Origin of the sequence: Actinomadura sp. K4S16, assembly GCF_008327685.1 — a bacterium.
Taxonomy (GTDB): domain Bacteria; phylum Actinomycetota; class Actinomycetes; order Streptosporangiales; family Streptosporangiaceae; genus Spirillospora.
The window spans coordinates 125804-139838 of the sequence record NZ_BDDE01000023.1 but is presented as its reverse complement, the minus strand read 5'-3'; the positions used below and the strand labels follow the sequence as shown (position 1 = coordinate 139838).

Sequence of the window (14035 nt, the reverse complement as noted above, 5' to 3'; positions counted from 1 at the left end):
GGCGCCGACTTACCTCCGAGAGACTGGACCAATCCGACTTAGACCGTCAAGTCTCCTTCGCGGGCATGTCGGACGAGCCTCCAGGGCATCTGGAGCGTCCAGGTCACCGGACGGGATCGGTCCTGCGGTGGCTCTGCCGAAGAACGGTCTGAGTGGTGATCCACGCGACGAGCACGAAGCCGAGAGAGCCTACGAGGGCCCAGGCACGGGCGTCGGAGCCGACGTGCCTGCTCATGTCCGCGTCCATTTCCATTCCCCAGGCCAAGAAGGCGAACGGCAGCCACATCACTGCCGCGGCGCCTTCGATGATGACGACGGTCCTGAGCAATGCGTGACGGTGTCCGGCGCGGGCCGGCCGCTCGATCAGCGGCTTGTTCACCCCCGCGAACGCGAACATGAGCGCGACCGCGCCCGCGAGCCAGGCCAAGATCGTTCCCACCCCGATGTCGGGGGCGTCCCCCTCGCCCAGTTCACTGATCACGACCGCGTCGTAGGAACTCGGGGCGGCCAAGGAGAGCAGCAGGTCGAGCACGGCGACGGCCGCGAGGGTGAGCCCCGGCCTGTGCGTGAGGTTCCACAGTCCGAAAGAGAGGAGGACCGCCAACGCCAGGACTCCTCCCAGCCAATGCGGGCCTTCGTCCAGGAGGATCATCAGGCCGATGGGGTCGGCGAAGTCGCGTGGCAGCAGCACGACGGCGGCGACGGCCACCCAGGCGGCGGTGAGAGCGCCCCGAACCGCGACCGGATGGTCACGAGCACCGCCCGGTGCGGTGTCGATGCGGGTCTCGGGCCCTGGGGCGGACGGCCGATCCAGGGCGGGAGGTCGTGCGCCCTCGTCAGCGACGGCATTGAGCAGTTCGCGGGCCTGCGCGGGAGACGGCCGGTCGGCGGGGTTCTTGCGGAGCAGGCCGTTCAGGAGCTGTGCGAGCGGTCCACCGCACTGGGGCGGGTCGGGTTCCTGGGTGGCGATGGCGATGAACAGAGCGCCGTGGGTGGGGGCGGTGAACGGTGGGCGTCCCTCCACAGCCGCGTAGAGGGTGGCGCCGAGCGCCCACAGGTCCGAGGCGGGGGTGGCGGGCTCGCCGTGCACCTGTTCCGGGGACATGTAGGCGGGTGTGCCCAGTACCGCGCCCGAGCGTATGAGGGTCGCGTCGCCTTCCACCGCCGCGATGCCGAAGTCGGTGAGGACGACCCGGTCGCCTTCCAGCAGCACGTTGGCCGGTTTGACGTCGCGGTGGACGATGCCCTGTGCGTGCGCGGCCGACAGCGCGTCCAGCACCGCCAGCCCGATCGCGGCGGCCTGGCGCGCGGGGAGCCTGCCCTGCTCCGCCAGCAGGGCCCCCAGCGACCGCCCCCGGATCAGTTCCATCACTATCCACGGGCGGCCGTCCTCGCCCATCACCCGGTCGTAGACCGTGACGATGCCGGGATGCCTCAGCCGGGCGGCGGCCCGGGCCTCCCGTTCCGTCCGCGCGTACCAGACGGAGCGTTCCTGCTCGGTGACCTGCTCGGCGATTCGCAGTTCCTTGATGGCGACCTCTCGGCCCAGCTCGGGGTCGTAGGCCCGCCACACCGATCCCATCCCGCCCTGCCCGATGAGCCCCAGGTTCTGGTACCGGCCCGCCAGCACGCCATCGCCGTCCCAGCCCATGATCGGACTTTACAGTCCCCCGTTCGTCCCCGTGGGCGGTGCGGCGTCGGGAGCCAGCAGGACGCCGGGGTTGAGGATTGCGGACGGGTCGAGGGTGGATTTGACGGCGTGGAGGGCGGCGGCGAAGGGGGCCGGGCGCTGGCGGTCGTACCAGGGGCGGTGGTCTCGGCCGACGGCGTGGTGGTGGGTGATGGTGGCGTTGTGGGCGGAGAGGACGTCGGATACCGCGGTTTTGATCTCGTCCCACTGGGTCACCGTGGAGCCCCAGCGGCCGGACGCGTAGACACCGAAGTAGGGGGCCGGGCCGTCCGGGTAGACGTGGGTGAAGCGGCAGGTCACCACGCCTTCGGCGCCGACCGCGCGCATGGCCTGCTGCGCTGTCGAAAGGACCGCCGCGCGCAGGGCGGGGAAGGCGCTCCAGGTGCAGGCCGTCTCGAAGGTCTCGACGATCATGCCGTGGGCGGCGAGGGCGTCGCGCTGGTAGGGCATGCGCAGGAACGCGGTGCGCCAGGTGTCGGACGCGTCGCGCTTCGAGCGGGGCTGCGGGTCGCCGCCGTGGTCGCGGCACAACTCCAGTGCCCGTTCCAGTGACGCGTCGACCGGGTGGTCGGCTGATTCGAAGCCCAGCACGAGCACCCCGCCCGGTGCGTCGGTGCCTGCGTTCAGCAGGGCCTCCATGGGATCGAGCAGGCGGCAGTTCGCCGGGTTCAGGCCGGACTGCGCCAAGGCCCGGGTCGCGGCCACGGCGTCGTCGTAGTCGTCGAAGAGGACGGACGCTCCCGCGCGCCAGCGGGGCCGTTCCTGCAGGCGCATCCACGCTTCGGTGATGACGCCCAGGGTCCCCTCGGAGCCCAGGAACAGCCGGTCGTGGGACGGGCCCGCGCCCGAGCCGGGCAGCCGCAGCGACTCGCTCACTCCCACGGGGGTCACCACCCGCAGGGATTCGACCAGGTCGTCGATGTGGGTGAGCACGGTGGCGTAGTGGCCGCCCGCGCGGGTGGCGAGCCAGCCGCCGAGCGTGGAGAACTCGAAGGATTGGGGGAAATGCCGCAGGGTCAGTCCGTGCGGCCGCAGCCGGTCCTCCAGCGCCGGGCCGTAGACGCCCGCCTGGATCCGGGCCGCCCTGGCGGTGGCGTCGATGTCGAGGACGTCGGCGAGGCGGCCCAGGTCGAGGCTGATCGCGGGCCCGGCGAAGCGCGGCTCGACGCCCCCGACGACCGAACTGCCGCCGCCGTAGGGGATGACGGCGATCCCCGCGCCGGTGCACCAGTCCAGGACGTCGACCACGTCGCGTTCGGTGCGTGGCCTCAACACCAGATCGGGGACCTCGCCCACGTCGCCCAGCAGGTTGCGGACGACGTCCCGGAACGCCTTGCCGCGCGCGTGGCCGAGCCGGTCGGACGGGTCGTCCGAACAGAGGGCGGCCAGCGACGGGGGCGCGGCGATCCGCGGGGGGCGCAGGTCCAGGTCGCCGATCGCCGGGGGCTCGTGGTCGAGCAGTTCGGCGCCGGGGAGCAGCGCCGCCACCCGCTCGACCAGCGCCGCCCGCTCCGCGCCCGCGACCGCGTCCCGCAGATTTCCCCAACCCCACCAAGACCGCATCGCACCATGATGCGCCATGGCGATGCGGGACGCCCCGGCACGTCGGCTACCCGGCCCGGCCTCCTTCGGCGGAGCCGCGGAACCTGTCCGGGAACTGCGCGATGATGTACCGCATACCGCGAAAGCGGGCGGACGGGCGCGGCGGCTCCGGGTCTCTCAGACGAGGTCGAGCCCGCCATCGGGGCGTCAGTCGAGGCAGAACTCGTTGCCTTCGGGGTCGGTCATCACGATGTGGCCGGCCCCCAGCGGGGGCTCCGGGTCGTGGCGCTGGAGGCGGGTGGCGCCGCGGGCGACGAGGCGCTCGGCCTCGGCCTCCAGGGCCGCCATCCTCGCGTCGCCGTCGAGGCCGGGCGCGGCTCGCACGTCGAGGTGCACGCGGTTCTTGGCCTGCTTGCCCTCCGGGACGCGCTGGAAGAACAGCCGGGGCCCGGCGCCCTCGGGGTCGACCACCGCCGAGGCGTCGTTGCGGTTCTCGGGCGGGACGCCCATCGCCTCCAGGGCGTCGTCCCACGAGGCGAAACCGCCAGGCGGGTCCTGCAGCCGGTAGCCGAGGGCCTCGGCCCAGAAGGCCGCCAGGGCGGCCGGGTCGGCGCAGTCGAAGGTGATCTGGACGTCGCGGGCCATGTCAGCTCGCCTCCTTGTGAGTGTGCAGGTAGAGGTCGCGGAGCAGGCACACCTCGGAGAGGTGGTGGATCAGCTCCCGGTGGATGTGCAGGACCAGCGCCGCCAGGGGACGTTCGGCGTACGGCCCCTCGGCCTCGCCGCACGGGCGGGCCAGGCCGGTCTCGCCCAGGGATTCGACCCCGGCCAGCCATGTCGCGTACTCCGCGTCGAGCTGGGCCAGCGCCTCGTCCGCCGTCGCGGCGTACTCGAACGCCTGGTAGTCGGTGGGCGCGCGCCCGAGGTGGGCGGCACTGCGCACCGCCAGCACACCGACGATCACGTGTGCGAGCCGCCAGGCGATCGTGGTGAGCGGTGCCGGGTCGGGCCGCGTCATCGCGAAGTCGATGGTCATCGCACCGGCACCGACCTGCACGGGCGCGGTGCCGGTGCCACGCGGGCGCAGGCTCCAGCAGCCGGGCGCGGGCTCCCAGAAGTACTCGTCGTCGGTGAGGCCGCTGATCCGAGGACGCAGCTGGTTGTCCCAGTGCCAGGTGATCTGCTCCCGGAGCAGCGGATTCCAGGTGTCGGTCATGGGGCCAGTGTGGCGGCGATCGCGGACAGCTACGGTCCGCGATTCGTGGGACGATGCACGCGTGAGCGTGGAGGGGACGACTGAGCGGGTCCTGCGGCTGCTGGCGCTGCTCCAGCGGCGGGCGTCCTGGACCGCCGACGCTCTCGCCGCCGAGTTGGGCGTCACCGACCGTTCGGTGCGGCGCGACGTGGAGCGGCTGCGCGCGCTCGGGTACCCGGTGCACGCGACGGCGGGCGTGGGCGGCGGGTACCGGCTGGGCGCGGGCACCCGGCTGCCGCCGCTGCTCCTCGACGACGAGGAGGCGATCGCGACGGCGGTGTCCCTGCGGATGGCGTCGGGAGGCACGGTCGCCGGGGCGGGCGAGGCGGCGCTGCGGGCGCTGGCGAAGCTCGACCAGGTGATGCCGCCCCGGCTGCGCGCCGAGGTGCGGGCGGTGCACGGCGCCACCGAGACCCTCGTCGGGCCGGGCGTCGAGATCGACGCGGAGCTGCTGGTGACGCTCGCGCGGGCGTGCCGCGACGAGGTCCGGGTGCGGTTCCGCTACCCCCGGCGCGGCGGCGGGGAGAGCGAGCGCACGGTGGAGCCGGTGCGGATGGTCGCCACCGGACGCCGCTGGTACCTGATGGCGTGGGACGTCGACCGCGACGGCTGGCGCACCTTCCGGCTGGACCGGATGCGCGAGGCCGCGGCGACGACCTGGCGGTTCCGGCCGAGGGAGCATCCCGACCCGGTCGCCTACGTGCAGCGGGCCGTGACCGAGGCCCCGTACCGGCATCTCGCGCGGATCCGGGTGCACGCCCCTCCCGACCGGGTCCGGGAGCTGGTCCCTCCCCAGGTGGGACGGGTCGAGGACGATCGCGAAGGCTGGTGCGTCCTCATCGTCGGCGCGGCGGACCTCGACTCCCTCGCCCTGCACGTGGCCAGGCTGGGCTTCGGAGTGGAGGTGCTGGAGCCCGCGGAGCTGCGGGAGGCCGCCGCGCGGCTCGCCCGGCGCCTGGCGGCGATGGCCCGTTAGGACGCCGGCTGGAGGTGGACGAGGATCATCCAGGTGCGCTCGTCCTTCGTGTAGGCGGCGCGCACGCGGTAGGGGCCCGGGGCAAGGTCGATCTTGAGGTGGTTGCCGGGCTCGGGGGTCGCGCCCGGCCAGGCGGAGTCGAACAGGACGACGGGGCCGTCGACGTCCCAGCCGAGCTCCTCCTCCCACTCGACGTCGTGGACGGCCTGCCTGGCCGCGTCGACGAGCTCGGACTCGGAGTCGGCCGCCGCCCAGCGCACGAAGAGGCGCTCGTCGGGCAGGTACGTCGTGGTGGCGGGCTCGTCGCCGAGGACGAGGCCCTGCCCGGCTCCGACGCCGACCAGCCCGATGTAGCCCTCGACCGCGCAGGCGCGACCGTAGTCGCCCCAGGTCTCGACGGGGCCCTCGTCGTCGGTGGAGCCCTCCCAGCGGGCGAGCTGCGACGCGGGCGCGGCCAGCAGCGGTCCCCCGCCGGACTCGACCCAGTCCATAGGCACACCCTCTCGTCGCCGGAGGCGTCAACGTACACCGCGTGTCGGACATCCTCCCCCGTGACGTGGCCAAATGCGACGATTAAGGTGGATTGTGAAGATGTGGCGATACGGCGGGAACGACGGCCGGACGGGGCGCCGCCGCCATGCACGACTCCCCTCGCGCGCGGGCGCCCGGCCGGCGAGGGGGAAGCATGCGCAAGGTGGCCGACTGCAGGGACATGCCGAGCGAGATGGGCTGCACGCTCACCATCAGCGGCGAGGAGGACGAGGTCGTCCGCGCCGCCGCCGAGCACGCCGCCTCGGTCCACGGGCACGACGACACCCCGGAGCTCCGCGAGGAGATCCGCACCCACCTCAAGAACGAGCGCGCGACGGTGGGGGGTTGAGCCCTATGAGCTTCGTACAGATCATCGACTACCGCACCGAACGCCAGGACGAGATGGACGGGCTGTTCGACGAGTGGGCGAGCATCAGCGAGGGCAAGCGCACCGCGACGCACGAGCTGCACACCCACGATCGCGAGGACCCGTCGCACTTCGTCGACATCGTCGAGTTCCCGTCCTACGAGGAGGCGATGCGCAACAGCGACCTGCCCGAGACCCGGCGCCTCGCCGGGCGGATGGAGGAGCTGTGCAGCGACGGCCCGCGCTTCCTGAACCTGGACGTCATGCGGGACGACTCGCTGTGAACAGGTAGTTCATCGGGAAGCCGAGGGTGTCGCGGGGCAGGGGCGGCCAGGGACGCGCCGCTCCTGCCCCCGGCAGTCGCACATGCGGTCTCGTCGCGGTCACTTCCCTCCGTTCTGGAAGCCGTACCAGAAGCCGAACAGTCCAAACACGAAGACGACGGTGCCGGCGAAGGCAGCACCCCCGTACCTGATGGCGTCCAGGACCGAGTCTCCGTCCATCCCGCACAGGATCCCGGTGAGCAGTCCGACATTGCCACCGGCCAGGAACGCGACGACGATGAACAGGGCTTTCACGGTGTTCGCCGAGGGTTGCATCTTGCTCTCCGAAGCTCAGTCGAGGGCCAGCGGTCCGCTGATCAAGTCGGTGGCGAGAGCGGAGCGGGTCCGCTCGGCCGCTTCCGCGAAGTCGCGGTGGGCGGCGATCTGGTCGTCCATGGCGCGCAGGACGGCACCGATGCGCCGCTGTTCACCGAGCGGGGGCAGCGTCACGAGAAGGTGGCCGAGCCTCTTCCCCCCGATCGAGTCGATGGCTGTGGCGGTGGCCGCCCGGTTGCCGATCCAGTTCTGGGACGCCGGGAGCGACAAGAAGGCGAGCAGGTAGCCCGGGTCGAGTTCGGCGGGTGGTGAACAGCGGATCCGTGTCAGGCCGCTGCCGAAGACACAGCCCGTCCACTCCGCGCCGACGAGCGCCAGCGGCCCGGTCGACCCGGTCCGTACGCAGAGGAGGTCGTCCGGTTCCAGCGCGAACCTGCCCAATCGCCGGGCCGCCTGAGGAGCCAGCCGATCCGCGTCGGCCACCACGAGGCGCCGGTCCCGCAGATGCCCGCGGACGATGACGGGCACTCCCCCGGGGGAGCGAGGAGCGGCCTTCAGACGGCTGTGGGTAGGGCCGGTCTGGATGTCGCATAGCTCGGCCAGCGGCACCTTGCGCCATCCGCCGGGCAGACCGCCGGCCTGGGCGTCCCTCTCACGGACACGAAGCGTTCCAACGACCGAGTCGGCTGAGGCCGTCCGCCGTCGCACGTCGTCCAGTACCACGTCCGGCCAGGGGACGGACGTTTCCGGCCCGTTCCGCTCGGCCGGCACCTCGGCGTACTCGGAGGGGTCGAGCGAATCCTCACGACCGCGAATCGTCTCCGCTGGGACGGAGACGGCGGCGCCACCCGCGCCTTCCAGCGGTTCCGCGAACGCCCCTTCCCCTCTCACCCAGCGCTCGTAGCATGCGGCGATCGCGTTCCACTCCGCTTGCGAGAGGCTGTGCCGCTTCCCCTCCTTCCTGCCCAGCATGCGCGCGTCGATGAGAAGCACCTGGTCGCCGACCGCGTCCGAGGCCGCGAGGACCCAGACCGTGACCGCGATGGGGGTTCCGGGGAACAACCCGCGTGGAAGCCAGACGACGCACTTCACGGCACCCTTCTCGATCATCTGTCCTCGGATCGCGCGTTCCCTGGCGTCGTCGGTGACGGCGGCCCTGTTGGGCATGACGACCGCGGCCCGGCCTCCCGGCGCGAGAGACGCGTAGGCGTACTGGAGCCAGGCGTAGGTGTCACTCCTCTCGGGCGGTGGGCCGAACGGCCACCTCTGACGGCTTCGATCGCGCGGCACGGGCACCTTCTGGTTGAAGGGCGGGTTGGTGATGACGCGGTCGAATACCGGGCCGGGCCGCTCGGGGCGGTCCCAAGGAGTGGCCGTGCTCTCCTTGAGCACCGGTCGGACTCCGTGGAAGGCCAGGTTCATCCCGGCGAGGCGCAGCGCGGTGAGATGAGGGCTCTCACCGAGAACCGGTGCGTCGCCAAGCCGCTCGACCATCGCGGAAAGCCCCTCTCCCCCGCGCACATAGGGGTCGTAGCACCGTGGTCGACCGTCGTAGTCCGCACACAGCATCTCCGCCATGAGACGCGTCAGGCCGCGCGGCGTGAAGAACTCGGTGCTGCCCGGATTCGTGAGTTCCTCGAACCGATCGAGCAGGAGTTGGAACGCCTCTCGGCCGAGCCCGTCGCACAGGCGCACCACGTAAGCGAGGTCGTCGGAAGCTTCGGGCCGGAGGGTGTCGAACAGCGCGACCGCGCCTGGTATCTGCCCCTGCCCGCGAAGGACGTCGTCGATGAGGACGCCCAGGCTTCTGAGCGCTGCTCTCGGGTCTTGCTGCTGGCGGTCAGCATCCACGACCAGATCGCGTATCCGGCCCCAGGCCCTGCGATCAGCCCCTCGAACGGAGACGAGGGACAGCAGGAGGTAGAGGTAAGCGCTACGGGAGCCGGCACCGCGCACCCGGTCGGCAAGCGGCCCGTAGAGTTCGGTGAGCGTCCTCCCGGTCTGGCCGTCGTCCCCAGGCTCGGTGCGTCCAGGCTCGGTGCGCCCGGTGGCCGGGGGCCGCCGGCGCAGGGCCCGGCGGATCCGCTCCGCGTACGTCGCTCCTTCGACCTCGCCGTCCCGGAGGCTCTTGAGCGGGATCGGCCGCCGCTCCAGCCAGGCGAGGACGCTCGGCAGGTAAAGGTACTCCTGCGCGCCGAACGCCCGGGGCCTCGGGAAGTCGGAGTGGCGACCCGCCCACGTGGTGATCGTCTCCCGCCTGACCCCCGCCAGTTCGGCCAGTTCCCTGCGCGAGACCTGCATCTCGAACCGGTATGAGCCCTCGTCCATGGCCGCTCCTTCTTCCTCCGTCAGTGCCGAGCACTCCCGGGACGGTAGGCGGAGCACCCCCAACGGGGCAAGTGCGCACTGAGCTACGCGACCGCCAGCACAGTCGCAGTGCGGCCTCGCGCTCACGGACTATCTCCAGGTCACCACTGATCGTAGAGGTCAAAGGCATGAAGTCATTGCACCGAAGGTTCTCTCTTAGTGATAACCCTCATGTCAAGGACCGTGACAGCTCTCGCCTGCCCCGCCTGCGCCACCACAAATCTCCGCAATCTCCCTACTCGGCGCCGGATGGGCGCCTACCGTTTTCCTGGCCGCGACCCGGCGGCGGGGGTGGACGAGTCGGATGGAGACGGCGGGTGGCATACCCGGTTCAGGTGCGAAACCTCAAGCGGCAGTTCGGCGAGCGGTTCCGGCCGCTGATCGACATGACCGACTGGGCAGGACGGCCGGACGAGGAGCAGGCGTTCCTCAGCCGAGCCGTGGCCGCGCTGGCGATCAAGATGGAGACCGCCTGCTCGGACGAGGAGGCGGCCCGCTCGGTGATCGACTGCGACACCGACCGCGGTATCGACGCGGTGGCGGTCGAGCAGCGCGGAGAGCGACAGCATGTCACCCTCGTCCAGGCGAAGTGGAGCGGCAAGGGCGAGGCGGGGTTCGGCGAAGGGGACGTATCGGCGGTCATCCGCGGCCTCGACTACCTCCTGGACCTGGAGTTCCACCGTTTCGGCAGCAAGATCGACCGCCATGCGGCGGCGCTGGAGGCCGCGCTGAACAGCCCGTCCCCCAAGGTCGTCCTCGTACTGGCCCTGGTGACCGCGACCGATCTGCACCCCAACACCCGGGCGCTCCTGGAAGAGCAGATCGATAAGCACAACCTCGATGACGATCTGGTGAGCTACGAGATCATCAACTTGCGGGACCTGTATCGCGAGATCCTCGGTGAGCATGCCGAGCGCAAGGTCGACCTCGATGTCGAGATCCAGAGCATGGGCCGGTTCACGGACCCGTTCCTCGCCTACTACGGAACCGTGTCGGCCGAAGAGGTCGCCGGCTGGTACGGCAGGCACGGCCGCCACCTCACCGCCCGCAACATCCGGGACGCGCTGGACATCAGCGATGTCAACGAGAAGATCCGCGCCACGCTCGTCAAGGAGCCGGAGCTCTTCTGGTACCTCAGCAACGGGATCACGCTGATCTGCGACCGGATCCGTAAGCACGGCATGGGCGCTCCGGGCAGCGGCGGGAACGCGAAGCTCCGCCTGGAGGGCGCGAACGTCATCAACGGCGCGCAGACCGTGAGCGCCATCGGCCGGGCGATGCAGCAGAAGCCGGGCAAGGCGGCGGCCGGCCGGGTCATGGTGCGGATCATCTCCCTGGAAGAGGCTCCGGACGACTTCGGGGACCGCATCACGGTCGCGGCGAACACACAGAACCCGACCGAGGCGCGGGACTTCCGCTCCCGCAGGCCCGAGCAATCGGACCTCCGGCATGACTTCGCGCTGTCGCTGGGCCTCGACTACGTCATCAAGCGCGGCGAGCCCGACCCGCCCAGGGCGAAGGGCTGCACCATGACCGAGGCCGCCCTCGCGCTCGCCGCCGCCCAGCCCTCCGCCGAGTTCGCCGCGCGAGCGAAGGGCGACGCCTCGTCACTCTGGGAGGACCGGTACTACCGCACCCTCTTCGGCGGCCCGCCGAGTGCCCACCGGGTGTGGCGGTGCGTCCGGCTGCTGCGCGCCGTGCGCGAAGCGCTCGACGAGCAGAAGGAGAGCCTGGTGGGCCGCCCCGCCAGCGCCGCCGCCCACGGCGACCTGCTCCTCACGCACGTGCTCTTTCACGCCATGGAGACGGGCGACATCGACGCCGAGGGCGAGGAGGCGGCGGCTGTCTGGGAGCAGCGGTTCGCCGAGGTGCGGGAGCGCGTGCGCAAGGCGCTCGGCTGGCTGGTGCCGGTGATCGACGGTGCCTTCGGCGGCAAGAGCCAGATCAGCACGACGGTGCGCACCGCGGACCGCGCCGAACTCGTCGCGAAGCGGCTTCGGGACTATGTGCTCGGCGGGGCTGAGCCCCCCGCCGACGCCGAGTCTCAGACGGGGAGTCCGAGCGGTAAGGGCGGCCAGCAGACACGCGCGGTCTGGGCGATCGTCGACGCGGGTTCGATCCCGGACGGCGAGGTCCTGGAGTTCCGTCCGGTGTTCACCCCGGAACGCCGCCAGTTCCCCCAGTGGTTGGCGGAGGACCCGCACCGCGCCAAGGCACGATGGCGCAACAACAAGAGCAAGCCGCTCGTGTGGGAGGCCGACGGCAAGGCGTACGCCCCCTCGTCGCTGGTTCGGGCCATGCGCCGCGAGGCCATGGGAAACGACCAGCAGGTACAGGGAACGCTGCACTGGCACGTGCCCGGGAAGGGATCGCTGGTGGACATCGCCCGAGAGATCAGGAACAACGCGGTCCACGCTCCGCAGGACGAATGACCGGCTTCCGCGACATCGCGCCCGCGAGAGGTCTCGCCGGTGGGTCGAGTTGAGTTCATGCTGGAGAGGCGGCGCGCAACGGAAGGACCGGCCGCGCCGCCGGACATCGTCAGTGATCGGCGACGTGCGCCGCGTCGGGAGACGGGCCGAGGGACTCGCCTCGGCTCCCGTCGTCCCGACGCGGGGCCGGGGCCGGAACGGATCTGCCGGTGTGCCCTACCTCGAACCAGACCCGCAACCGGCCGTCGTCGAGATGCTCGAAGCCCCAAGAGGAGGCGAGCATTCCGAGGATGGGCAGGCCGCGCCCGTGCTCGCCGTGCGGGTCGTCGACATGGTGCGGGACGGAACTGCCGCCCTCGTCGGTGACCTCGATGCGGATGCCGGCCGTGCCCACGTAAGCGTCCACCTCCACGAGGTCACCCTCACCGTGGACGATCGCATTGGTGAGCGTCTCGGAGAGCAGGAGGACGCTGTCCTCGCAGGCGCTGTGCTTCGCACCGAGGAGTGGTTCGAGGCGGCCCAGCAGCCACCGTCGACCGTTCGCCACGTTCTGCGGCGCGGCCGGGATGACGCAGTTCCCCAGGTGCTTCATCGGACGCCCACCGCCCACGCCACCCGCGCGGCGGTCTCCGCCACGTCCCCGGCCCGGCTCCACTGGTTCCCGAAGGTGTAGAGCCACCGGCCCCGATGGTCGACCGCCGCCACCCCGAGCCACTGCCGGGGCCACCCGCGCTGCGGCACCCACAGGACCGACTCACCTTCCCGCGGATGGACGAGCATGGACGTGCACTGCTGGCGCTGCCCCAGCTTGTAACAGAGATCAGCCAGGAGGCTGAACCGCACCTCGTGCGGCCGCTGATCCGCTGACATCGTCGGACGCCCCTTCTCCGGGCACGCGAACGACCACAATCCACCCGACTTCCTCAGGTGATCGCTCATCTACCGTGCGTGACTTTCGCTACGGTCAGAGCATGAAGCGGACACCTTGAGTTTGTAAACCCCAAGAAGTGAACTCGCTCAAATAATCACGGTCCATCGAATGGGCATATACCAAGAGAAGGTACGAACATGACAAGTCGGACGAGCCCCACGGTCCGCAGGCGGCGCCTTGCATCGGAAATGCGGCGATTGCGCAGAGAGTCAGGAAAGACCCGAGAGGAGGCGGCCAAGTTCGCTGACATCGCGCCCGCCACAGTCAGCCGCATCGAGGCCGCTGTGCACGCCCCGAAGGTCGCCGACATCATGGCGCTCTGCAAGTTCTACGGCCTGGACGACCACCGCACCGAGGTCCTCGTCACGCTGGCCCGCCAGAGCCGCCAGCGCGGCTGGTGGCACCAGTACAGCGGCACCATCCCCGAGTGGTTCGAGGTCTACGTCGGTCTCGAAGAAGAGGCTCACGAGATTCTCAGCTATGCATCCGAGCTCGTGCCAGGTCTCTTCCAAGAAGAGGGATATATCAGGGCCCTGTTCCACGCGAGCCTCCGAACCTGGTCAGAAGAGGAGATCGACCGCCGAGTGGCGTTGCGTCTCAAGAGGCAGGAGCGCCTGACCGGGGATGATGCCCCCAAGATCTGGGCCGTCCTCAATGAGGCCGTCATCCGCAGGCAGGTCGGCGGGCAAGAGACCCTGCGAAGTCAACTCAATCGTCTCACCGAGATTGCGCAGCTCAATCATGTGAACATCGTGGTGCTGCCCTTCTCCGTGGGCGCCCACCCGTCCATGGACGGCTCGTGCACGGTCCTCCGCTTCCCAGAGGTGGCCGATCCTGACGTCGTGTACATCCAGTACCGCCGGGGAAGCATCTACCTGGAAGACCCCTCCGATGTCGACATGTATGTCGACCTCTTCGATCACCTGCGCTCACGAGCACTCGGCCCCGACGAGTCTGTTGATCTGATCGCTAGGCTGGCCGAGGACATTTCCTAGCCAGAACTGGATTGGAGTGCGAGCCATCATGGGGCACTCTCGCGTGCAATGGCGCAAGAGCAGTTACAGCGCTGAAGAGGGAGAATGCGTAGAGATTGGAGCCTGGCGCAAAGACAGTTCCCGCAGTGGTGAGCCAGACGACTGCGTTGAGGTCAGCAGTGCTTGGAGGACGAGCAGCCAGAGCATGGGCAACGGCGGAGAATGCGTCGAGGTAGCAGCGGGTGAGTTGATGCTGACGCGGGACTCCAAGGACCCGGACGGGCCGGTGCTCGGGTTCGGCGCCGGCGCTTGGGAAGCCTTCCTCGCCACCGTGAAGAGCGGCCGCCTCGACCTCCCCCGCTGACCGTCCC

Annotated in this window: 15 protein-coding genes; 6 read left to right on the top strand and 9 right to left on the bottom strand. The window is 70.4% G+C overall.

Going from position 1 to position 14035, the window contains the following annotated elements; translation table 11 throughout:
* Nucleotides 1-103: 103 nt before the first annotated feature.
* The 4 genes from K4S16_RS45280 to K4S16_RS35625 form a co-directional block, all read right to left on the bottom strand.
* Nucleotides 104-1651, bottom strand: a complete 1548-nt coding sequence (locus tag K4S16_RS45280; RefSeq protein WP_200842305.1) for a serine/threonine-protein kinase — start codon at nucleotides 1649-1651, stop codon at nucleotides 104-106.
* A 9-nt stretch (nucleotides 1652-1660) separates the two neighbouring features.
* Nucleotides 1661-3253, bottom strand: coding sequence for an FAD-binding oxidoreductase (locus K4S16_RS35635; RefSeq protein ID WP_149263472.1), 1593 nt, complete (start codon nucleotides 3251-3253; stop codon nucleotides 1661-1663).
* Nucleotides 3254-3439: 186 nt separating this feature from the next.
* Nucleotides 3440-3877 carry a VOC family protein gene (locus K4S16_RS35630; protein ID WP_149263471.1) on the bottom strand — a complete coding sequence of 146 codons (438 nt, stop codon included), beginning with the start codon at nucleotides 3875-3877 and terminating at the stop codon, nucleotides 3440-3442.
* Nucleotide 3878: 1 nt separating this feature from the next.
* A complete protein-coding gene (locus tag K4S16_RS35625) occupies nucleotides 3879-4448 on the bottom strand; it encodes a DinB family protein (RefSeq protein WP_149263470.1) in 570 nt (189 codons plus the stop codon).
* 61 nt (nucleotides 4449-4509) lie between these two features.
* On the opposite strand from K4S16_RS35625, the gene K4S16_RS35620 reads away from it, so the two are divergent.
* Nucleotides 4510-5463, top strand: a complete 954-nt coding sequence (locus K4S16_RS35620; protein WP_200842304.1) for a YafY family protein — start codon at nucleotides 4510-4512, stop codon at nucleotides 5461-5463.
* On the opposite strand, the gene K4S16_RS35615 is transcribed toward K4S16_RS35620, so the two are convergent.
* Complete coding sequence (locus tag K4S16_RS35615; RefSeq protein WP_149263469.1) at nucleotides 5460-5954, bottom strand: Imm21 family immunity protein; 495 nt, start codon at nucleotides 5952-5954, stop codon at nucleotides 5460-5462. The two genes, K4S16_RS35620 and K4S16_RS35615, sit on opposite strands and share 4 nt — an antisense overlap.
* A 203-nt stretch (nucleotides 5955-6157) precedes the next feature.
* On the opposite strand from K4S16_RS35615, the gene K4S16_RS35610 reads away from it, so the two are divergent.
* Both K4S16_RS35610 and K4S16_RS35605 read left to right on the top strand, forming a co-directional pair.
* Nucleotides 6158-6343: a DUF1059 domain-containing protein gene (locus K4S16_RS35610; protein ID WP_235037279.1), complete on the top strand. Its 186-nt coding sequence runs from the start codon at nucleotides 6158-6160 to the stop codon at nucleotides 6341-6343.
* 5 nt (nucleotides 6344-6348) lie between these two features.
* A complete protein-coding gene (locus K4S16_RS35605) occupies nucleotides 6349-6645 on the top strand; it encodes a hypothetical protein (protein WP_149263467.1) in 297 nt (98 codons plus the stop codon).
* 99 nt (nucleotides 6646-6744) lie between these two features.
* Here the strand turns inward: K4S16_RS35605 and K4S16_RS35600 are convergent, their stop codons facing one another.
* Both K4S16_RS35600 and K4S16_RS35595 read right to left on the bottom strand, forming a co-directional pair.
* Entirely contained in the window at nucleotides 6745-6960 is a 216-nt protein-coding gene (locus K4S16_RS35600) for a hypothetical protein (RefSeq protein WP_149263466.1), read from the bottom strand.
* A gap of 15 nt (nucleotides 6961-6975) precedes the next feature.
* The gene (locus K4S16_RS35595; protein ID WP_149263465.1) at nucleotides 6976-9288 is read right to left on the bottom strand and encodes a type I restriction-modification system subunit M/S; all 2313 of its coding nucleotides are present in this window, start codon (nucleotides 9286-9288) and stop codon (nucleotides 6976-6978) included.
* Nucleotides 9289-9644: 356 nt separating this feature from the next.
* On the opposite strand from K4S16_RS35595, the gene K4S16_RS35590 reads away from it, so the two are divergent.
* Complete coding sequence (locus tag K4S16_RS35590) at nucleotides 9645-11759, top strand: AIPR family protein (protein WP_160161148.1); 2115 nt, start codon at nucleotides 9645-9647, stop codon at nucleotides 11757-11759.
* Nucleotides 11760-11868: 109 nt separating this feature from the next.
* On the opposite strand, the gene K4S16_RS35585 is transcribed toward K4S16_RS35590, so the two are convergent.
* Nucleotides 11869-12351, bottom strand: coding sequence for an ATP-binding protein (locus K4S16_RS35585; RefSeq protein WP_149263463.1), 483 nt, complete (start codon nucleotides 12349-12351; stop codon nucleotides 11869-11871).
* The gene (locus K4S16_RS35580; RefSeq protein ID WP_149263462.1) at nucleotides 12348-12629 is read right to left on the bottom strand and encodes a hypothetical protein; all 282 of its coding nucleotides are present in this window, start codon (nucleotides 12627-12629) and stop codon (nucleotides 12348-12350) included. The genes K4S16_RS35585 and K4S16_RS35580 overlap by 4 nt, the downstream gene beginning before the upstream one ends.
* 198 nt (nucleotides 12630-12827) lie before the next feature.
* Between K4S16_RS35580 and K4S16_RS35575 the strand changes: the two genes are divergently transcribed.
* Nucleotides 12828-13685, top strand: coding sequence for a helix-turn-helix transcriptional regulator (locus K4S16_RS35575; protein ID WP_149263461.1), 858 nt, complete (start codon nucleotides 12828-12830; stop codon nucleotides 13683-13685).
* A 28-nt stretch (nucleotides 13686-13713) separates the two neighbouring features.
* Complete coding sequence (locus K4S16_RS46600) at nucleotides 13714-14028, top strand: DUF397 domain-containing protein (protein WP_149263562.1); 315 nt, start codon at nucleotides 13714-13716, stop codon at nucleotides 14026-14028.
* Nucleotides 14029-14035 lie beyond the last annotated feature (7 nt).